16 protein-coding genes are annotated in these 17,572 nt (G+C 63.6%); 6 read left to right on the top strand and 10 right to left on the bottom strand.

Features of this window, described 5'->3' with window-relative positions; translation table 11 throughout:
* The first annotated feature begins 310 nt into the window (after nucleotides 1-310).
* A complete protein-coding gene (locus NKI21_RS07335; protein ID WP_023809892.1) occupies nucleotides 311-1,477 on the top strand; it encodes an ATP-grasp domain-containing protein in 1,167 nt (388 codons plus the stop codon).
* Nucleotides 1,478-1,481: 4 nt separating this feature from the next.
* Nucleotides 1,482-2,258: an esterase family protein gene (locus NKI21_RS07330; protein ID WP_023809891.1), complete on the top strand. Its 777-nt coding sequence runs from the start codon at nucleotides 1,482-1,484 to the stop codon at nucleotides 2,256-2,258.
* A gap of 23 nt (nucleotides 2,259-2,281) precedes the next feature.
* Here the strand turns inward: NKI21_RS07330 and NKI21_RS07325 are convergent, their stop codons facing one another.
* Complete coding sequence (locus NKI21_RS07325; RefSeq protein WP_352440342.1) at nucleotides 2,282-3,817, bottom strand: MFS transporter; 1,536 nt, start codon at nucleotides 3,815-3,817, stop codon at nucleotides 2,282-2,284.
* A 147-nt stretch (nucleotides 3,818-3,964) separates the two neighbouring features.
* Between NKI21_RS07325 and NKI21_RS07320 the strand changes: the two genes are divergently transcribed.
* Nucleotides 3,965-4,849, top strand: a complete 885-nt coding sequence (locus NKI21_RS07320) for a LysR family transcriptional regulator (protein ID WP_352440343.1) — start codon at nucleotides 3,965-3,967, stop codon at nucleotides 4,847-4,849.
* A gap of 122 nt (nucleotides 4,850-4,971) precedes the next feature.
* On the top strand, nucleotides 4,972-6,051 hold the full coding sequence (locus NKI21_RS07315) for an SIP domain-containing protein (protein ID WP_352440344.1): 1,080 nt from the start codon (nucleotides 4,972-4,974) through the stop codon (nucleotides 6,049-6,051).
* A gap of 36 nt (nucleotides 6,052-6,087) precedes the next feature.
* Here the strand turns inward: NKI21_RS07315 and NKI21_RS07310 are convergent, their stop codons facing one another.
* From NKI21_RS07310 to NKI21_RS07290, 5 genes are all read right to left on the bottom strand, one after another.
* Nucleotides 6,088-7,191 carry an AbrB family transcriptional regulator gene (locus tag NKI21_RS07310; protein WP_352440345.1) on the bottom strand — a complete coding sequence of 368 codons (1,104 nt, stop codon included), beginning with the start codon at nucleotides 7,189-7,191 and terminating at the stop codon, nucleotides 6,088-6,090.
* 90 nt (nucleotides 7,192-7,281) lie between these two features.
* Nucleotides 7,282-7,527 carry a type II toxin-antitoxin system Phd/YefM family antitoxin gene (locus NKI21_RS07305; protein WP_023809887.1) on the bottom strand — a complete coding sequence of 82 codons (246 nt, stop codon included), beginning with the start codon at nucleotides 7,525-7,527 and terminating at the stop codon, nucleotides 7,282-7,284.
* Between the two features lie 28 nt (nucleotides 7,528-7,555).
* Nucleotides 7,556-7,864, bottom strand: a complete 309-nt coding sequence (locus NKI21_RS07300; RefSeq protein WP_352440346.1) for a putative quinol monooxygenase — start codon at nucleotides 7,862-7,864, stop codon at nucleotides 7,556-7,558.
* A gap of 62 nt (nucleotides 7,865-7,926) precedes the next feature.
* Nucleotides 7,927-8,706 carry an SDR family NAD(P)-dependent oxidoreductase gene (locus NKI21_RS07295; protein WP_352440347.1) on the bottom strand — a complete coding sequence of 260 codons (780 nt, stop codon included), beginning with the start codon at nucleotides 8,704-8,706 and terminating at the stop codon, nucleotides 7,927-7,929.
* Nucleotides 8,707-8,856: 150 nt separating this feature from the next.
* The gene (locus tag NKI21_RS07290) at nucleotides 8,857-9,294 is read right to left on the bottom strand and encodes a DsrE family protein (RefSeq protein ID WP_023809884.1); all 438 of its coding nucleotides are present in this window, start codon (nucleotides 9,292-9,294) and stop codon (nucleotides 8,857-8,859) included.
* Between the two features lie 102 nt (nucleotides 9,295-9,396).
* Between NKI21_RS07290 and NKI21_RS07285 the strand changes: the two genes are divergently transcribed.
* Nucleotides 9,397-10,500: a hypothetical protein gene (locus NKI21_RS07285; RefSeq protein ID WP_352440348.1), complete on the top strand. Its 1,104-nt coding sequence runs from the start codon at nucleotides 9,397-9,399 to the stop codon at nucleotides 10,498-10,500.
* 245 nt (nucleotides 10,501-10,745) lie between these two features.
* Here NKI21_RS07285 and NKI21_RS07280 read toward each other — a convergent pair whose 3' ends face one another.
* Both NKI21_RS07280 and NKI21_RS07275 read right to left on the bottom strand, forming a co-directional pair.
* Nucleotides 10,746-11,693 (bottom strand): cation diffusion facilitator family transporter, encoded by a 948-nt coding sequence (locus NKI21_RS07280; RefSeq protein WP_352440349.1) that lies wholly within the window; start codon nucleotides 11,691-11,693, stop codon nucleotides 10,746-10,748.
* 5 nt (nucleotides 11,694-11,698) lie between these two features.
* The gene (locus NKI21_RS07275; protein WP_352440350.1) at nucleotides 11,699-13,888 is read right to left on the bottom strand and encodes an anthranilate synthase; all 2,190 of its coding nucleotides are present in this window, start codon (nucleotides 13,886-13,888) and stop codon (nucleotides 11,699-11,701) included.
* A 316-nt stretch (nucleotides 13,889-14,204) separates the two neighbouring features.
* Here NKI21_RS07275 and NKI21_RS07270 point away from each other — a divergent pair, with 316 nt between their 5' ends.
* Nucleotides 14,205-14,975 carry an isocitrate lyase/PEP mutase family protein gene (locus NKI21_RS07270; protein ID WP_352865061.1) on the top strand — a complete coding sequence of 257 codons (771 nt, stop codon included), beginning with the start codon at nucleotides 14,205-14,207 and terminating at the stop codon, nucleotides 14,973-14,975.
* A 273-nt stretch (nucleotides 14,976-15,248) separates the two neighbouring features.
* Here the strand turns inward: NKI21_RS07270 and NKI21_RS07265 are convergent, their stop codons facing one another.
* Both NKI21_RS07265 and NKI21_RS07260 read right to left on the bottom strand, forming a co-directional pair.
* Nucleotides 15,249-16,304: a M14 family metallopeptidase gene (locus NKI21_RS07265; protein ID WP_352759547.1), complete on the bottom strand. Its 1,056-nt coding sequence runs from the start codon at nucleotides 16,302-16,304 to the stop codon at nucleotides 15,249-15,251.
* Between the two features lie 87 nt (nucleotides 16,305-16,391).
* Entirely contained in the window at nucleotides 16,392-17,564 is a 1,173-nt protein-coding gene (locus NKI21_RS07260; protein ID WP_292702147.1) for an MFS transporter, read from the bottom strand.
* Nucleotides 17,565-17,572 lie beyond the last annotated feature (8 nt).

The raw sequence follows: 17,572 nt of genomic DNA, 5'->3' as shown, positions 1-17,572 counted from the left end.
GAGTTCGGCAGTGTTGGCAGCTTTTGTGCCGGCAGCTTTCCACGATAGGAATGTTTTCTTGACTCGGTGACCTCAGCTATGGTACATATTCGTCCATGGTGCTGATCTGCGCCAGTGACCCGCCGCACAGGCGGGTTTTTCGTTTGATGCTCCGTCAGCCAACGCGCCGAAGGCTCCGAGGGAACCCGAGTTCGGTGCCTTGGCATTGCTGGCCGGATCTTGCTGGATATTGTCCCCACCGCACGTGCCCTTCCCCAGGCGCTGCAAATGCGCCAGACTTGGGCATCGACGGGTTGCGATGGGGTTGTCCATGAATTTCGTGTTCTTCTCGCCGCATTTTCCCGCCAACGGCGCGGATTTCTGCGACCGTTTGAAGAAGGCCGGAGCCAGGGTGCTCGGCATCGGCGACGCACCCTATGACGCACTCGACGCCAAGCTGAAGGCGGCGCTTTCAGAATATTACCGTGTCGCCGACATGGAAGACTACGATCCGGTGTTCCGGGCGATGGGGCATTTCATCCACAAATGGGGCCGCATCGACCGTTTCGAATCGCTCAATGAACATTGGCTGGAGCTGGAAGCCAACATCCGCTCCGACTTCAACATCTACGGCACCAAGCTCGATTTCGTGAAGAATCTGAAGCGCAAGAGCCGCATGCGCGCCTTCTTCCGCAAGAGTGGCGTCGACACCATCGCGCAGCGCAAATGCTCCGACCGTGCCGGGGCCATGACTTTCATCCGGCGCGTCGGCTATCCGGTGGTGGTCAAGCCCGACAGCGGTTCCGGCGCATCGAACACCTTCAAGATCTCCAACGCCAAAGAGCTCGACCAGTTCTTCCGGGACAAGCCCGAGGACGTGACCTTCGTCATGGAGCAGTTTATCGAGGGACTGGTGGTGACTTATGACGGGCTGGTCAACCGCGACGGCGAGGTGGTGCTGGCGGCCAGCCACCGCTATGACCAGAGCATCATGGAGGTGGTCAACAAGGACCGCCACATGAGCTACACCTGCTTTCCCAAGGTTAGACCGGCGATCGAGGAGGCCGGCCGCAAAATACTGAAGGCGTTCGACGTGCGCGAACGCTTCTTCCACATCGAGCTGTTCGAGACCAAGGACGACCGGGTCATCGCGCTGGAGGTCAACATGCGCCCGCCCGGCGCCTGGATGACCGATGCGATCAACTATACGTTCGACGTCGACGTCTATGCGGCATGGGCCGATATGGTGGTCAGAGATGCCGCCGGCGGCCCTTACGAGGGCAAATACTTCACCGCCTATGCCAGCCGCAAGCGACGCCTCCACTATTTGCACAGCCATGAGGACGTGCTAGCCGCGCACCGCGACAAGATCGTCCACCATCAGGCCATCGAAGAGGTTTTCAGCCGCGCCATGGGAAATTACGCCTATCAGATGCGCTCGAAGGACGAAGCAGCGTTGCGCGAGGCAGTCGCCTATATCCACGCGGAAAAGGCGTGAGGCGATGGACATTTCCTATCACAAGAATTTCTCGAGCCAGCTCGGCCGCGACATGGAATACAAGCGCTACGGCCATGCCGGCCGGCCGGTGGTGGTGTTTCCGACCTCGCAGGGCCGGTTCTACCAGTTCGAGGATTCCGGCGGCGTAGGCGCACTGGCCGAATTCATCGACACCGGCCGCATCCAGCTGTTCACGGTCGACGGCGTCGATTCGGAATCCTTCTTCGACAAGCATGCCGACGCGGCCCATCGCATCGCCCGCCACGAAGCCTATTTCCGCTATGTGCGCGAGGAGGCGCTGCCGGAGTTCCTGTCCGCAGCCGAGCAGGCCAATGGCGGCCGCAAGCTGAAGCCGCTGTTCTCGGGCTGTTCGATGGGCGGCTATCACTCGTCGAACTTCGTCTTCCGCTTTCCCGAACTTGCCAGCGGCGTCATCGCGCTGTCGGGCGTCTATTCGGCGCGCGACTTCTTCGGCAAAGCGCTCGAGGGCGACATTTTCTACAACTCGCCGCTGGACTATCTGCCCGGCATCGTCGATCCCAAACTGCTGACCCGGCTGAAGGCGCTCAGGCTGATCTTCTGCTGCGGGCAGGGCGCATGGGAAGAGCGGATGCTGGTCGAGACGCGCAGGTTGGAACAAATCCTGCGCGACAAGTCCATTCCCGCCTGGGTCGATTATTGGGGTGGCGATGTCAGCCACGACTGGCCGTGGTGGCACAAGCAACTGGTCTATTTCTTCGGCCGCTGGCTGGATGAGGACCTGATGCACAGGCTCGATTGATAGCGGGGGCCGTCCGCTGACTGCTACCCTTCCTGCGGCACTGCCTGGACGTCGACACTTTCACCTGAAGCCGATCCGCGACGCAGGCCAAGGAAGACGACGATGGCGGTCATGACGGTGATTGCCGCCAGCACGATCAGCAGCCTGTCGAACGCCGTCTCGTAGGCCTGGACCAGAACGATAGCTCCGGCCTGGGGCAGATGTTGTGCTGCTTCGCCGAGATTGCCGGTCACCAGCAGCTGGGCTGCGGCCGCTGCCTCCGTCGAAGATGCCATTCCTTGTGAGGCGAGCTGCGCGGCGGTAAAGCCGGAAAGGGTCGCCATGACGATCGCGAGCGCCACACCCTCGCAGGCGACGCGGGTGGTGTTGAAGATGCCGACCGCCATGCCGGCGCGCTCTCTCGGCACGACACTGACGGCAAGCCCGTCCATCAATCCCCAGGGCAGGGCGATGCCGACGCCGATCAGCATCAGCGGCGCCACCAGCGCACTATCGACCGGTGGTGTCAGGCTCAGCCAGACAAGCCCGGCGGCAGCGACAAGCAGGCCGACGCCGCAGATCGTGGCCGGCGCGATCCAGCGCGCCAGCTGTCCGGCGAGCATCGGCAGGATCAGCAGCGGGCCTGATAGGCAGATCATCAATTGCCCGGCCTTGATCTCGCTCATGCCCTCGATGCCGATGAAGCGGATCGGCAACAGGACGAGCAGGACGACGAAGGCGTAAGCGGGTGCCGCAGCCAGAAACTGGACGCCGACGAAGCGGGGATAGGCAAACAGCGTGAGGTCAAGCATCGGCCGTTGTGCGCGCCGCTCGACAAAGACGAAGGCGACAAAACAGATGACAGAAGCGGCCAGAAGGGTGACGACAAGGGGATCGGCCCAGCCGCGCTGCGGGGCCTGGAGCACGCCATAGGTCAGCGACGCCAGCGCGATCGTGAAGGTGCCGGCTCCCGCCCAGTCGAGGCCAGTCGCATCCGGATCTCGCGATTCCCTGATGGTGCGCAGGCCGAGCATGGCGGCGGCAATCGCGAGTGCTGCAACCAGAATAAAGATCGACCGCCAGCCGAATGCAGAGATAAGCAGGCCCGACGCAATCGGGCCGAAGGCGAGGCCGATGCCGAAACTGGTGCCGAGAAAGCTGAAGGCGCGCAGCCGCAATGGCCCTTCGAATTCCTGGGCGAGTGCCGAGGCGCCGCCAGCGAAGGCGGCCGCACTGCCGATCCCCTGCGCGGCCCGGAAAATGTCGAACCAGATGATGTCCGGCGCCAGCATCGCGCCCAGCGACGCCAGGACATAGAGGGAGAGGCCGACGAGGAAGAGACGCTTGCGGCCCTGGTTGTCGGCCAGAGCGCCCGACGCCATCAGGGTGGCGCCGAAGGTCAGCATGAAGGCGTTTGTCACCCAGTTGAGCTCGATCGGACTGCCGCCGAGATCGGCCGCGATGCGCGACAGAGCGACGGCCGGACCGGTGAAGGTCAAGGGCATCGTCATCGCGGCAAGGCAAACGGACAAGAGCACGAGCCATCTCTCGGCAGAGCCGGTTGTGGTCCTAGAAGTCATGGATTTCCCTATCTGAAACAGCACTCGCCGGTCGGCCGCGCGTTTGCGGATCCGGTCGTGACGACAAGATAGGTCGTCGGCATTTCAGGAAAAATGGTGTTATATCTCCTGGTATATCGGACTGAAACGCTCGAATGGAATGACACGATGGATCGTCTCAACGGGCTCCTGGCCTTCGTCCGCACCGCCGAATTCGGCAGTTTCGTCGCTGCAGGGCGGGCGCTCGGCATCTCGGCTTCCGCCGTCGGCAAGAGCGTCGCGCGGCTCGAACAGGAGCTCGGCGTGCGGCTCCTGCAGCGCAGCACGCGGCGGATTGGCCTGACGGAAGAGGGCAGACTGTTCAACGAGCGGGTGCGCCGGATCCTCGACGACATCGGCGATGCCGAGGCGATGCTGTCGCGGACACGGGAAACACCGCGTGGGCGGCTGCGCATATCCACCCCGATCGTCACCTATCATCTGCTGCTGCCGGTGCTGTCGGAGTTCATGGCCCGCTATCCCGAGATTGAGCTCGACATCGATTTCAACGACCGGATCGTCGACGTCATCGACGAGGGCATCGATGTCGCGATCCGTAGTGGCGAACTGCCGGATTCGCGCCTTGTGTCGAGACCCGTTGCGCCCTTTCGCATGCTGCTGTGCGCGGCGCCCTCCTACCTCGACCGCCATGGCGCCCCCAGCGTGCCGGCTGATCTCACCAGGCATTTCGGCATAAACTTCCGCTTCCTGAACAGCGGCAGGCTGCTGGAGTGGCCGTTCACTACCGGAAGCGCCGAACCGCAGATACGCTCGATGCTGACATGCAACAACATGGAGGCGTTGAAAGGCGCCACGCTCGCCGGGCTCGGCATCGCCTGCATGCCGGATTTCCTGGTGCGCGAGGCGCTGCACGAAGACAGACTGCGTACCGTCCTCGACGGTCATGTCGACGGCCGTGGCCAGTTCCGGATGCTGTGGCCCTCCAATCGCCATCTGTCGCCGAAGGTGCGCGTCTTCGTCGACTTTCTTCCCGAGCGGCTTGCTGCGCGGTAGGCGTTCATCGCTAAATATGAATTTTATAATCAAGTTTATGTGGAAACGCCGCAGCGGCTGTGGCATGTCGCTGACGGCGGTGGCGCTGCGGCGCTTGCCGAATTGTTGCGAAGGACTGAGCGATGGACCAACTGAACGCGCAAACCCGGATCAGCGACGCGGCGATCAGGTTGGTGATGGACCGGCTGCGCGCAGAGCACAGCGAATTCGAGATTGACACTGGCGTTGCCGACCAGTGGGAGCTCCGCCTCTACTACGGCTCGTTGAGCGCTACGCTTGATGATGAAAGCGTGCTGATCCGGGTCGCGGCGACAGACGAAACCTGCCTGTCCTACATGAAGATGACGGTCGCCGGCCATGTCGCCGAACATCTCGGCACGACCAAGGGCATCCATTGGCAAGGTGACGGCAGCGACGCCGGTACGCCGGTCTTCTTCCGCGAGATCGCGGTGATGTCGTCAACGCGGATATCGGCGCACATGCAGCGCCTGCGCTTCGCCGGCAAGGATCTCGGCCGATTTACCCATGGCGGCCTGCACATGCGGCTGCTGCTGCCGCCGCCTGGCCGCCGGCTGGTTTGGCCGACGATGGGCGCTGACGGCTTGATCGTCTGGCCTTCTGGCGACGATGCGCTTGCCGTGCGGGTCTACACGATCCGGGCGGTGGACGCCGCAAGCGGTTGGCTCGACGTCGATTTCGTGTTGCATCCAGGCCAGGAGACGCCCGCCGCCGCCTTCGCGCAAAGCGCACAGGCAGGAGACGTGATCGGCATGATCGGACCCGGTGGCGGCGACGCCCCGGTGGCGCAGACCTTGCTTCTGCTCGGCGACGACACCGCACTGCCAGCCATCGGCCGGATTTTGGAGCATTTGCCGGCGTCAACCCGCGCCGAGGCACTGATCGAGGTCGATGGCCCGGATGACCGGATCGCGCTGGCGCAAGGGGACAATATCGATATCACCTGGCTCTACCGGCACGGCCGAGAGGCCGGCACCGCCGGCCTGTTGCCAGCCGCCTTGCGGGAGCGCAGCCACATGGCGCTTGCCGACGGTCTTTATGTCTGGGCCGGATGCGAATTCGGCGATTTCCGGGAGATCCGCAAGATCGTGCGCAAGCAATGGAACCTATCGCGCAACCGGCACCTGGTCACCGCCTACTGGCGCCGCGACGCGCAAAGCGAGGATGAGGGCGGCGAGGAATAATCCGCGGCTTATGACCGTCTCTGGCGTCGGTTTTGCCTATTGCCTGACGCTTCTCGCCACCAGCCGCGCGACGCTCGGGCCGACCAACAGCACGATCAGGAAGCGTGCCGACTGCAGGGCCATGACGAAGGAGATGTCGACGTTCTGCGCTGCGGCGGCGATGATGGCGATGCTGTCCATGCCGCCAGGGCTGGTCGCCAGATAAGCGGTCAGCGGATCGATGCCCAGGAGATGGCTGATCATGAAGGCAAGGCCGCCGCAAAAGGCGATCAGCGCCACGATCGAGGCGATGATCTGCGGCAGCGCGCGCGTCGCATGGCGCAGGATCGCCCTGGTGAAATTCAGGCCGATCGACCAGCCGACCATGGCGTAGCTGACGGCCAGCAGCCATTGCGGCAATTGCATTTCCACGCCCAAGCCGAGATGGACGACGGTGCCGAAGATAAAGGTGCCGAGGAAGAAGGGCGAGGGCAGCCGGCACAGCTTCCCCGCCAGGCCGCCTACGACTGCGACGCCGATGGTGGCGGCGAAGGCTTGAGCATCGATCGGCGGAAACCAGATGAGGGCGGGGATTTCGACGCCCGACGTGTCGACCCACATCTTGGCAACGAGCGCTGCCGTCATCGAGACGAAGATGACGCGCAGATATTGCATGAAGGCGACGAGACGCTGGTCGGCGCCGAACGCACCGGCCATCAGCACCATGGCGGTGGCCGCGCCCGGCGACGAACCCCAGACGGCGGTGGTGCCGGGCAGGATGCGCCAGCGGCTGATCAGCCAACCGAGCAGGCTGGAGGCCGTGACGGTGGCCACCACGACACCGAGAAACAGCGGCCATTCCCGGTAGAAGACTGGAAAGATGTCGGCCGAGATCGAGCTGGCGACGAGGCAGCCGACGATCGCCTGGGCGGCGCCGAACAGAAGGCGCGGCACACGCACCGTGGCGCCATTGGTGCCGGCGACGATGGCCGCCAGCATCGGCCCGATCAGCAACGCCGCCGGCAGGGTGGCGAGTTCCAGCGCGCCGGCAAACAGGAGAGAAACAACCAGCAGGGCAAGCCACTGCCAGAGCTTGCGCATCCGCGCCATGCGCTCGAGTGTGGGCAGGTCCGGGGAGGGCTGCTCGGCCGAGGAATCCATGTTTCGCTCTTAGACCCGCAGGGCGAAAAATGCGAACCGCGGTTCATAGAAAACTATTGTTTCACCCGTCCAGGTGTCGAGTAACAGGTTTCATAAGCCGGCGTCGAACCGTTGCTCGATCTCATTGCGACCCATGCGGTCGAAATCGTCGGGGACGGAAAACTGGCCGGCCATAAAACCGACCCGTCGCGCCTGCAGAGCCGGTTGTTCGATCGGCACGATTCTGGCCAACGGCTTGCCGGCTTTGGCAATAACAAACGACTCGCCTTGGGCTGCACGTCTCACAAGGCGCGACAGATGGGCTTTCGCATCGCGAATGTTTACTGTCTGCGTCAAAGGTTGCTCCTCAAAGTTGGCATCGAACTCACCCCGTCTTGCCGTCGGCCAGGCCGAAGCCGCCGACAGGGTGGGTTTCGACCTGAAATTCAAAGCCGGCGATGAACGGCCGCGCCCTGGCGATCGTTGCCTGGACTTCGGGAAGCTGCAGCGAGGCTTTGTGGCTTTCGGCGTCGGTCCACACTTCCGTGACCCAGATCGCATCGGCATCCGCGGGGTCGCGGGCGATGATGTAGTTCAGGCAACCCGGCAGGGCGCCGGTGCTGGCGCGCAGGAGGTCGATGACCGCGTCACGCTGGCCGCGCGCCGCCCGCATCTTGCCGATCAGTCCGTACATTCCGTTGTCTCCCTTTGAGGTTTCGACAAGAGCGTGCAGATCGCCAGTATGCCGATAGCCGCTCAAGGCATCAACTGGCCGCCATTCACCTCGATCACCTGGCCGGTGATGTAGCCGCTCAGAAGATCGGAAGACAGGAACAGATAGGCGCCGACGCAATCCTGCGCCGTGCCGGCACGCCCCTGCGGAATGGTAGCGATCATGCCCTTCATCTGCTCGTCGGTCGAATAGCGCTCGTGGAACGGCGTCAGGATAGTGCCGGGCGCCACCGCGTTGACGCGGATGCCGAAGCCGATCAGCTCCTTGGCCATGCCGCGCGTCACATTGGAGACGAAAGCCTTGGCCGAGCCATAAAGTCCGGCGCCGCCGCCGGCGCCATTGCGCGCGGCGATCGACGAGGTGTTGACGATGAAGCCGCCCTGTTTCTTCAGCCATGGGATCGCCTTGCGCGAGGCGGTCAGCACCGAACGCGCGTTGAGATCCATCACCGCGTCGTAATGCGCCTCGGTCTGCTCGGCATAGGGCACGCGGCCAAGCATGCCGCCGGCATTGTTGACCAGCCCGTCGAGGCGGCCGAAAAACTTCGCGCTGTCCTCGACAACGCGTTCGACATCGGCGGCAACGGAGAAATCGCCCTGAACGAGAAACACCTCGCCGCCCTTGTCGGCAATCGTCAGGCCGAGCTTCTCGGCGGCGTCTTGACTCGAATTGTAGTGCAGCGCCACCTTGCATTTCTGCGCGGCATAGGCCAGCGCGAGCGCCGCTCCGATGCCGGTCGACGCACCGGTGACCAGCACTGCCTTGCCGGCAAGATCGGGTATGCTGAGTGTGGTGGCTGGCACGGTTCTTCCTCCGGGACGTCTGCCTGTCCTTCGTAGGCCCTTGCCACCCCGGTGTTCAAGCCTTTGAGCAATTCAAGGAAACGTGTGAAACGGTTTCCCGGGAAAAGGAGTAGCGCTTTCCCTTGGGGAATTTGCGCCAAACAAACCGCTCTACGGGTGCAGATAGGCGTAACCTTGGCCTTGCAGTTCGGCGAGTTTGACGACGCCGCCCTTGTCGGCGGCATGAAACCCGGCGAGCAGGTCGGGGAGCGAAATATCCATGCCTTGCATGGTGTTGGCGCAAGCATGGGATTCCAGCCCCTGCCGCACCAGGCCGGCGAAGCGCCCGGAAATAGCGGCCGATATTCCCTTCGACTTGAAGCTGGCCAAGGCCGGACCATGCACGACCAGCACGATGTCGACATTGCCGCCGGTGCCCTCATAGTGGTTCTTGATGTTGCCGAGCACGAAATTGACCTTGTCGGTGTCGCTCAAGTGGTAGGCGACTTTTTGCCTTGTGGGCTCGGTGGCGGCGGCCTGTGCTGCCCGCAAACCAAGAAGCGTTCCGGTTCCGGCAAGAACCGCGCGAAACATATCGCGCCGACGCATGGCATCCTCCTTCGCTTGGCGGCCCGCCGCGAATTGCGTGGCTGCGGCCGCAATACTAGCATAAATTGACGTTGCGTCCTGTCGATGCGGAGGAGAGATCACATGGCGTTCAGGGCAGGGGAATGGAAGACAGTCGCCGGCGCCGGGTTTGGCGCGGCGCTGCTTGGCTTGCTTGCCGGACCGGCCTCCGCCGACGATGCGCTGAAGCTCACCGAACTCAGTCCGAACGGCGCTGATGCCTGTTTCGGCCGCGTCTATGATGCGGGGCATCTCAAGGCGCACCCGAAGCAGAAGGTGGCGCGGATCTTCTTCTACTACGGCCATGATCCGGTCAGCCGGCCGAACGAGGAACCGACCGCGAATTCCGACACGTCCTACAATGCTTTCATCGCCACCACCGTGCGCGGCGCCAAGGCGCCTGAATGGGCCGGCGGCTGGTGCAATCACGCATCCGAGGACGGCAAGACAGGCCCGATCCATTGCGGCATGGAATGCGACCGGACGCTTGCGTCGCTGAAGGTCGACGACAAGGGCCGGCTGTTCCTCTCGGATCTGCAGCCCGACATCTATCTCGATGCCGGATCGGAAGAGGAGCTTGGCGCAGCGGAGTATGACAGGCAGGCGCTCGGCTCGGAGGACGACAATTTCCGCCTCGACCCGATGCCGGCGGTGACCTGCAAGGCCGAGTTCGCGCGCATCGATCCGATCGCCCCTGCGCTCGGGGTTCCACTGCGCGAGCGGCTGAAGCCGGACCAGACATTCTGCTATGGGCGCGACTACGATGCAGCGCATCTCGGCTCGCACCCCGATCAGCTCACCAAGTCGATCCGGGTTTTCCGCGGCAAGGTAGAGCTGGCGTCCTTCGCCTCGGGTGGCGACGCCGCCAACTGGCCAGACGGCGCCGACATTGCCGTTACCGTCACCACACAGCAGAAATCGGCTGAGGTGACGCAGACTTATTCCTGCCAGGGCGAAGCCGACCAGTGGCGCTGCGCGGCCAGTTCGAAGATGAGCGATTTCTCCTGCGACATCGCGCAGAAGGAGATTTTCCTCAAGCGTGGCGCCGATGGCACAATGATGCTGGCAAATCCCAACAGTGCACTCGCGATCGTCGACCTGTGTTCGAAGGCCGTCGACGGCAAGACGAAATCCGACGACAAGGTCTATCGGCTGCAGCCGATGCCGCAATCGGCATGCGCTCCGTAAGCACCCAGCGTTTTCGTCATCCTATGGCGGAGCAAGGAGCGAAGCGACGCGGCGCAGACCATAGGATCCATGCCGTGACATCCGAGCGCTGCTGCGGTGCAGAATTCTGTTCCGCTGCACTCTGAGGCCAAGGTCGCGGCATGGATCCTCGGGTCTCCGCGACGGAGCTTCGCTCCTGCTCCGCCCGTGGATGACGAAGTCGAGGGGCTTTGGCTAACTTTCCAAGGTCGTGACGGGAGACCGCCTCACGCAAACGGCACGGCCGTCGTGCCCTTGGGGAGCTTGGCCTCGTCGTCGGGCTCGACATGGATGGTGACGCGCACCGAGGGGATTTCGGCCTTCAGCGCGTCCTCTATGCGGTCGCAGATGACATGGCTGGCGCCGACCGACATGTCGGCATCGACGACCAGATGAAACTCGATGAAGGTGGCGCGGCCGGCGATGCGCGTCTTGAGGTCGTGCACCTCCAGCGCGCCCTTGCAATTGGCCGAGATGACGTCGCGGATGCGCATGTGTTCCTGGGTGTCGACGGCGCGGTCCATCAGGCCGTTCATCGACGAACCGATGACGTGCCAGCCCTGCCACAGGATGTTCAGCGCCACGAGGACGGCAAGTGCCGGGTCGAGAATCTGCCAGCCGGTCAGGATCGCTCCGACCAGGCCGCCGAAGACGCCGATCGAGGTGACCACGTCGGTCATGATGTGGTTGCCGTCGGCAACCAGCGCCGGTGACTTCTCCGCCCTGCCGGCGCGGATCAGCGTCCAGGCCCAGAAGGCGTTGATGACTGTAGCGACGCCGTTGACGGCAAGACCTTCCCAGGGCTGTTCGAGCGGTGCCGGGGTCTGCCAGTGGCGCCAGACCTCGTTGAGGATCAAAAGGGCGGCGAGCACGATCAGCACGCCTTCCAGCACCGCCGAGAAATACTCGGCCTTGTGATGGCCGAAAGGGTGGTCCTGGTCGGCCGGCTTGTGGCTGACCTGGATCGCCCAGAAGGCTGCAACCGAGGCAATGACGTTGACGATCGATTCCAGCGCGTCCGAATAGAGCGCGACGGAGCCGGTGACGTACCAGGCGACGAGTTTCAGGCCGAGCACGATTGCGGCAATGATGATCGACCAGAAGGCAAGATTGGCGACCTTGCGCTTCGCGGCCGCCTTGGCCGCGATCGCCGTCGTGTTCTCGGCTTCGGCCATGATCGTCAGGCGGCCTTTTCCTTGGCCTTGCGGGGCAGGTGGGCGACGATGTTCTCGATGATGCGCATGCCGGCATTGTGGCCGAGCGTCATGATCGATTCCGGGTGAAACTGTACCGCGGCGATCGGCTCCTTGCGGTGTTCGAAGGCCATGATGATGCCGTCCTCGGTCTCGGCGGTGACGATGAAATCGTCGGGCAAGCGCACCGGGTCGGCGAAGATAGAGTGGTAGCGGCCGACGGTGACTTCCTTGGGCAGGCCCGAGAAGATGATGCCGGGCTTGGAGACGCGGATGCGCGACGGCTTGCCGTGCATCGGTATGTGCAGCTGCCGCAGTTCACCGCCATAGGCCTCGGCCAATGCCTGCAGGCCAAGGCAGACGCCGAAGATCGGCAGTTCGCGGGCGCGCGCCTTCTTGATGGTTGCGGCGCAATCGAAGTCCTTCGGCGTGCCGGGGCCGGGCGACAGCACGACGAGATCGGGTTTCAGCCGGTCGAAGACTTCCTCCGGCACCGGCGAGCGAACGGTCGAGACGTTGGCGCCGGTCTGGCGGAAATAATTGGCCAGCGTGTGGACGAAACTATCCTCGTGGTCGACCAGCAGGATGTTGACGCCGTCGCCGACGCGCGCGGTGGTGCGCTCGGTGCTGGCGGAATTGCCGGTCTTGGCGTCGCGGATGGCGGAGAGCATGGCGGATGCCTTCAGTTCGGTTTCGGCTTCTTCTTCCTCGGGAATGCTGTCGAACAGCAATGTGGCACCGGCCCGCACTTCGGCAATGCCGTCTTTGATACGGATGGTGCGGAGCGTCAGGCCGGTGTTCATGTCGCCGTTGAAATTGACCATGCCGATCGCACCGCCATACCAGGCGCGCGGGCTCTTCTCGTTCTGTTCGATGAAGCGCATGGCCCACAGTTTCGGCGCGCCGGTGACGGTGACCGCCCAGGCATGCGACAGGAAGGCATCGAAGGCATCCATGCCTTCGCGCAGCCGGCCTTCGATGTGGTCGACGGTGTGGATCAGGCGCGAATACATCTCGATCTGCCGGCGGCCGATGACGCGCACCGAACCCGGCTCGCAGACCCGCGACTTGTCGTTGCGGTCGACGTCCGAGCACATGGTCAGCTCGGATTCGTCCTTCTTCGAGTTGAGCAGTTTCAGGATCTGCTCGGAGTCCGAAATGGCATCGTCGCCGCGCTTGATGGTGCCCGAGATCGGGCAGGTCTCGACGCGGCGGCCGTTGACGCGAACGAACATTTCGGGCGAGGCGCCGATCAGGTATTCGCCTTCGCCCAGATTGATGAAGAAGGAATAGGGCGAGGGGTTGATTGCCTTCAGCTTGCGCGAAATCTCGGATGGCTGCGTTTCGCAGCGCTCGTAGAACATCTGGCCGGGCACGACCTCGAACAGGTCGCCCCGCTTGAACGAATCCATCGCCTTGCGCACCAGATCGGCGTATTCGCCGGGTTCGTGGTCGCCGCGCGGCGGGATGCGGTCGGGGCTCTTGAACGGCTCGGCGATTTCGTCGCGCGGCAGCCCTTCGGTTGAAAACCCGTCGCCGGCATAGTCGTAGCGGTCGGTCCAGGCCTTGGCCGAATAGTGGTCGACGACCAGGATCTCGTCGGGCAGGAAAAGCACCAGATCGCGCTGGCTTGGCTTGCGCTCGAGCTTGTAGTCGACCGGGTCGAACTGGAAGGCGAGGTCGTAGCCGAAGGCGCCGTAGAGGCCGAGGTTGGCGTCTTCCTCGGTCTTGAACAGAGCGGTGATGGCGCGCAGGACCGTAAATACCGAAGGCACGCGGCTGCGCTCCTCTTCAGTGAAGACACGGCCGGGCTTGGCGACGTCGAGGCGGATCAGTTTCTCCGACGTCTCGGCGATGGTGACGTCGGCGAGGTCGCCCAGCGTCTTGCCGATGACCGGCAACAGCGTCTCGCCACGGCGGTTCAGCGCCTCGATGCGCATGGCACGGCCGCGCGCCGAGACGACCAGCGGCGGATCGATGATGGCGGTGTCCCAGCGCGTGTAGCGGCCGGGATATTCATAATTGGAGGAAAACACCGCACCGCGGCGCGAATTCAGGCCGTCGACATAGGCGTCAATCGCACCTGCATAGGGCCGGTCGTGGCGCGCGCGCGTGATGGTTATGCCACCCGCGGTCACGAAACTTTCCGCGCCGTTTTCCAGAACCTTCATCGTCATTGCCGTCTCCATCAGCTTCTTGGGCAACGGACCCGGGAATGGCTTGGAAAAAACAAATGGCCGCCCGGACTTTCCGTTGCGGCCACCCTCTCTTTTCACGCGCACGTGTTCGAACAGGCCGCTGTCAGCAGGCCCACCACCAAATGGTCTTGATCGAACGCATGTTCATGGCGAAATCCATAGCCGCGAAAAACCGGATGCGCAACTGATTTGAAAAGCCTGCGGTGGCTGTCGCTTCTGCGCCTCATGGTACATCGCCAGAACCGGCTATGGCGCTTAGAATGTTCATCAACAGCAGGAAGACGAGAAAACAATCATGACCGAGCAGATCGAGCGTGCGCGGACGTTCCATTCCCTCCACGTCAAGGGAAACCCGATCGTTCTCTACAACGTCTGGGATCCGGGTTCGGCCAAGATCGTCGAGAAAGCGGGCGCCAAGGCGATCGCCACCGGAAGCTGGCCGGTGGCGGCCGCCTTCGGCTATGCCGATGGCGAGAAAATCCCGCTGGAGCTGGCGCTCGACAACATCAAGCGCATCGTCACTGCCGTCGACCTGCCGGTGACCATGGACCTCGAGGGCGGCTACGGCGTCGATCCGGAAATCGTCGCGAGAACGGTAACGTTGGCGCTGCGGGCCGGCGCTGTTGGTTTCAACTTCGAAGACCAGATCGTCGGTGGCAGCGGCCTGCATGACATTTCTGTCCAGGTAAAGCGCATCGAAGCTGCTGCGGCGGCCGTCAAGGCTTCCGGCATACCGGCGTTCATCAACGCTCGAACCGACATCTTCCTCAAGGCGAAACCGGATGCGCATGACGACGTCCTGCTCGACCAGGCCATCGAGCGCGCGCAGGCCTTCGAAAAAGCCGGCGCACACGGCTTCTTTGCGCCGGGTCTTGGCGATGAGGACCTGATCGAGACGCTTTGCAAGGCAATCGCGTTGCCGGTCAATATCATCGCGCTGGCGCATGTGCCGCCGCGTCAGCGACTGGCGGAACTGGGTGTCGCCCGCATCAGCCACGGCCCGGTGCCTTACCGGCAGATGGCCGAATGGCTGGAGGCGAAGGCTAGGCAGGCCATTTCGGGCTAGGCGGTGATGCTGCATGCAACGGGTTTGGGATTGGCCGAAGCCTCGCAACTTCGTCATCCACGGGCGGAGCAGGAGCGAAGCGACGTCGCGGAGACCCGAGGATCCATGCCGCGACCTCAGTTGAAGGGCGCAGCGGAACAGAATTCTGAACGTAGCGACGCTTTGAAGTCGCGGCATGGATTCTAGGGTCTGCGCCGCGTCGCTTCGCTCCTTGCTTCGCCCTAGAATGACGAAGCTATGGAGTGCTTCGGCAAACTACGAGGCAAAGCTTTCTCAATCTTCCAGCGTCCCCGACCGGGCGTCGGTGCTCTTCCTGTCGCCGACCAGCTTCAAGAGATCCTCGCCGGCGCGGATGATGCGGCGAGAGCGGCGGGTCAGGATGATGCCGTCCTGCGGTGCGAAGATTTCGGTGCGGCCATCGGCTTCGCCGGGCGCATGGACGATGGTGGCGAGGCGCGCGCCCTTGGCGACGCGGTCGCCGGGTTTCACGTCGTAGAGCACGGCACCCGCCCGAGACGCCGGCATCATGTCGATGTTCTCCAATGGCGCCACGACGCCGGTGAAGGGGCCAGGTGCGGGCAGGGCGCTATCGGCGATCACGCCGCGCGCCACAAGCAACCGGTAGAGCCCGTCGGCATCAGAGGCGGCCAGGGCGCCGTCGACATCGAGGATGCCGCGATATTCGACCGTGGTGGCGACGCGGCGGTCGAGCTTGGCTACATGAGCTGGGACATTCTGGTAGGGCATGATCGAGGCGCCCTCGAAGGTGCCGTCGGTGTCCTCGCTCCACAGCACGACTGCGTCGACGCCCATGGCCGCGGCGCAATCGGCCATATCAGGCCACAGGCTGGTGTGGACGTAGAGATAGGCGAGGCCCTCGTCATCGCAGTGCAGGTCGAGCACGATGTCATGGCCGAACGACAGCTGCACCAGCCGCGTCTTCAGCCGCTGGTCGACGCTGCCAAGGGTGGTGTCGGGCAAGAGCGCTGTGTCGGGCGCGGCGAGCAGTGGAAAGCCGCGGTTGAAATTGGTGCGCGTGCCCAGATGGAAGCGGCCCTGATGCTCGCCGAAATGATATTGCGCCCGGCCGACAGGGTTGGCCCAGGGCACGACGGTGAGGTTGCCCTTGATGCGGCCTTCGGCCTCCGCCCTGGCAAGCATCGGCATCAGCGCGTCGATGGCGACGACGCCCGGCAACTCACCGGCATGGAGCGCCGCCTGCAGATAGGCCGAAGGAGCAGCCTTGTCGGAACCAGTGAAGCGGAACAGCGGGAATTCGTAGGAAACCCCTTCGCTTTCGCCGGCGATGCGCTCGATCGATTTCTGCATGACTTCCTCCATCAAGGACCAGAAGACATGCGATTTGAAGGCGCCTATGTCGATTGGTCCAGCCCGCCGCGCTATAGGCGCAAGAGACTATTCAGCCGGGAGCGGGATGACCGGCGCGCGCCGGTCCAGCGCCTGTGACAGCACGGCGACGGTCACTGCCAACAAAGCGAGTGCTGCGCCGACCAGCGGCAAATTGGCATAGGAAACACCGGCGGAAAGGGCCACGCCGCCAATCCAGGCGCCGCTGGCATTGCCGACATTGAAGGCGCCCTGGTTCAGCGTGGCGGCGAGGTTCGGTCCCTCGGAGGCCGCCTCGACGACCCGGATCTGCAGCGGCGGCACGACGACGAAGATGAGCAGGCCCCACAGGAAGACGATGCCGACGGCAACGCTGGCGATTGCGCCGAACTGCCTGAAGCCAACGAAAAGCAGGGCCATCAGCAGCAGCGTGCCGATCACCGTCGGCATCAGTTTCCAGTCGGCCAGTCTGCCGCCGATAATGTTGCCGATGGTCATACCCGCGCCGAACAGCAGCAGAACCCACGTGACTGCGGAGGTCGACAAGCCCGATACCTCGGTGAGGTAGGGCTTGATGTAGGTGAAGACGGTGAACAGGCTTGCGGAAGTCAGCGCCGCGATCAGCATGGCCAGCCAGACCTGCAGCTTGCCCAGCACGCGTAGCTCGCCGCGCAGGCCGCCACCGCTTGGCTGGGCGACATCGGACGGCACCAGCCAGGCGATCGCTGCCACCGAGATCAGGCCGATACCGACCACGGCAACGAAGGTGGAGCGCCAGCCGAACGCTTCGCCAAGTGCGGTTCCGGCGGGAACACCCAGGATGTTGGAGAGCGTCAGCCCGGCGAACATCAGCGCGATGGCGCTGGCCCGTTTGTTGCGCGGCACCAGGCTGGCGGCAACGACCGAGCCGATGCCGAAGAAGGCGCCATGGCCGAAAGCGGTGAAAACGCGCGCCGCCATCAGCGTCCAGTAGTTGGGCGAGATGGCGCAAAACAGATTGCCGACGACGAACAGCACGGCCAGCCCGACCAGCACCGGCTTGCGCGGCAAATGCGCGGTGGCCATGGCGACGATCGGGGCGCCGAAGACGACGCCCAGCGCATAGCCGGTGACCAGCAGACCCGCCGAAGGGATTGACACGCCGAGGTCGGCCGCGACCTCGGGCAGCAGGCCCATGATGACGAATTCGGTGGTGCCGATGCAGAAGGACGCAATGGCAAGCGCAAGGATCGGCAAGGGCATGGGGCGTC

The organism is Mesorhizobium sp. M0715 (assembly GCF_040320355.1).
GTDB lineage: Bacteria > Pseudomonadota > Alphaproteobacteria > Rhizobiales > Rhizobiaceae > Mesorhizobium.
Note: the sequence above shows the minus strand (reverse complement) of the source record. Positions and strands in the feature narration are given on the sequence as shown.

What these genes read in the sequence shown, in the direction of transcription:
- NKI21_RS07335 (WP_023809892.1), top strand. Translation starts at nt 311, where the DNA reads ATGAATTTCGTGTTCTTCTCGCCGCATTTTCCCGCCAACGGCGCGGAT.
- NKI21_RS07330 (WP_023809891.1), top strand. Translation starts at nt 1,482, where the DNA reads ATGGACATTTCCTATCACAAGAATTTCTCGAGCCAGCTCGGCCGCGAC.
- NKI21_RS07325 (WP_352440342.1), bottom strand. Translation starts at nt 3,817, where the DNA reads ATGACTTCTAGGACCACAACCGGCTCTGCCGAGAGATGGCTCGTGCTC.
- NKI21_RS07320 (WP_352440343.1), top strand. Translation starts at nt 3,965, where the DNA reads ATGGATCGTCTCAACGGGCTCCTGGCCTTCGTCCGCACCGCCGAATTC.
- NKI21_RS07315 (WP_352440344.1), top strand. Translation starts at nt 4,972, where the DNA reads ATGGACCAACTGAACGCGCAAACCCGGATCAGCGACGCGGCGATCAGG.
- NKI21_RS07310 (WP_352440345.1), bottom strand. Translation starts at nt 7,191, where the DNA reads ATGGATTCCTCGGCCGAGCAGCCCTCCCCGGACCTGCCCACACTCGAG.
- NKI21_RS07300 (WP_352440346.1), bottom strand. Translation starts at nt 7,864, where the DNA reads ATGTACGGACTGATCGGCAAGATGCGGGCGGCGCGCGGCCAGCGTGAC.
- NKI21_RS07290 (WP_023809884.1), bottom strand. Translation starts at nt 9,294, where the DNA reads ATGCGTCGGCGCGATATGTTTCGCGCGGTTCTTGCCGGAACCGGAACG.
- NKI21_RS07285 (WP_352440348.1), top strand. Translation starts at nt 9,397, where the DNA reads ATGGCGTTCAGGGCAGGGGAATGGAAGACAGTCGCCGGCGCCGGGTTT.
- NKI21_RS07280 (WP_352440349.1), bottom strand. Translation starts at nt 11,693, where the DNA reads ATGGCCGAAGCCGAGAACACGACGGCGATCGCGGCCAAGGCGGCCGCG.
- NKI21_RS07275 (WP_352440350.1), bottom strand. Translation starts at nt 13,888, where the DNA reads ATGACGATGAAGGTTCTGGAAAACGGCGCGGAAAGTTTCGTGACCGCG.
- NKI21_RS07270 (WP_352865061.1), top strand. Translation starts at nt 14,205, where the DNA reads ATGACCGAGCAGATCGAGCGTGCGCGGACGTTCCATTCCCTCCACGTC.
- NKI21_RS07265 (WP_352759547.1), bottom strand. Translation starts at nt 16,304, where the DNA reads ATGCAGAAATCGATCGAGCGCATCGCCGGCGAAAGCGAAGGGGTTTCC.
- NKI21_RS07260 (WP_292702147.1), bottom strand. Translation starts at nt 17,564, where the DNA reads ATGCCCTTGCCGATCCTTGCGCTTGCCATTGCGTCCTTCTGCATCGGC.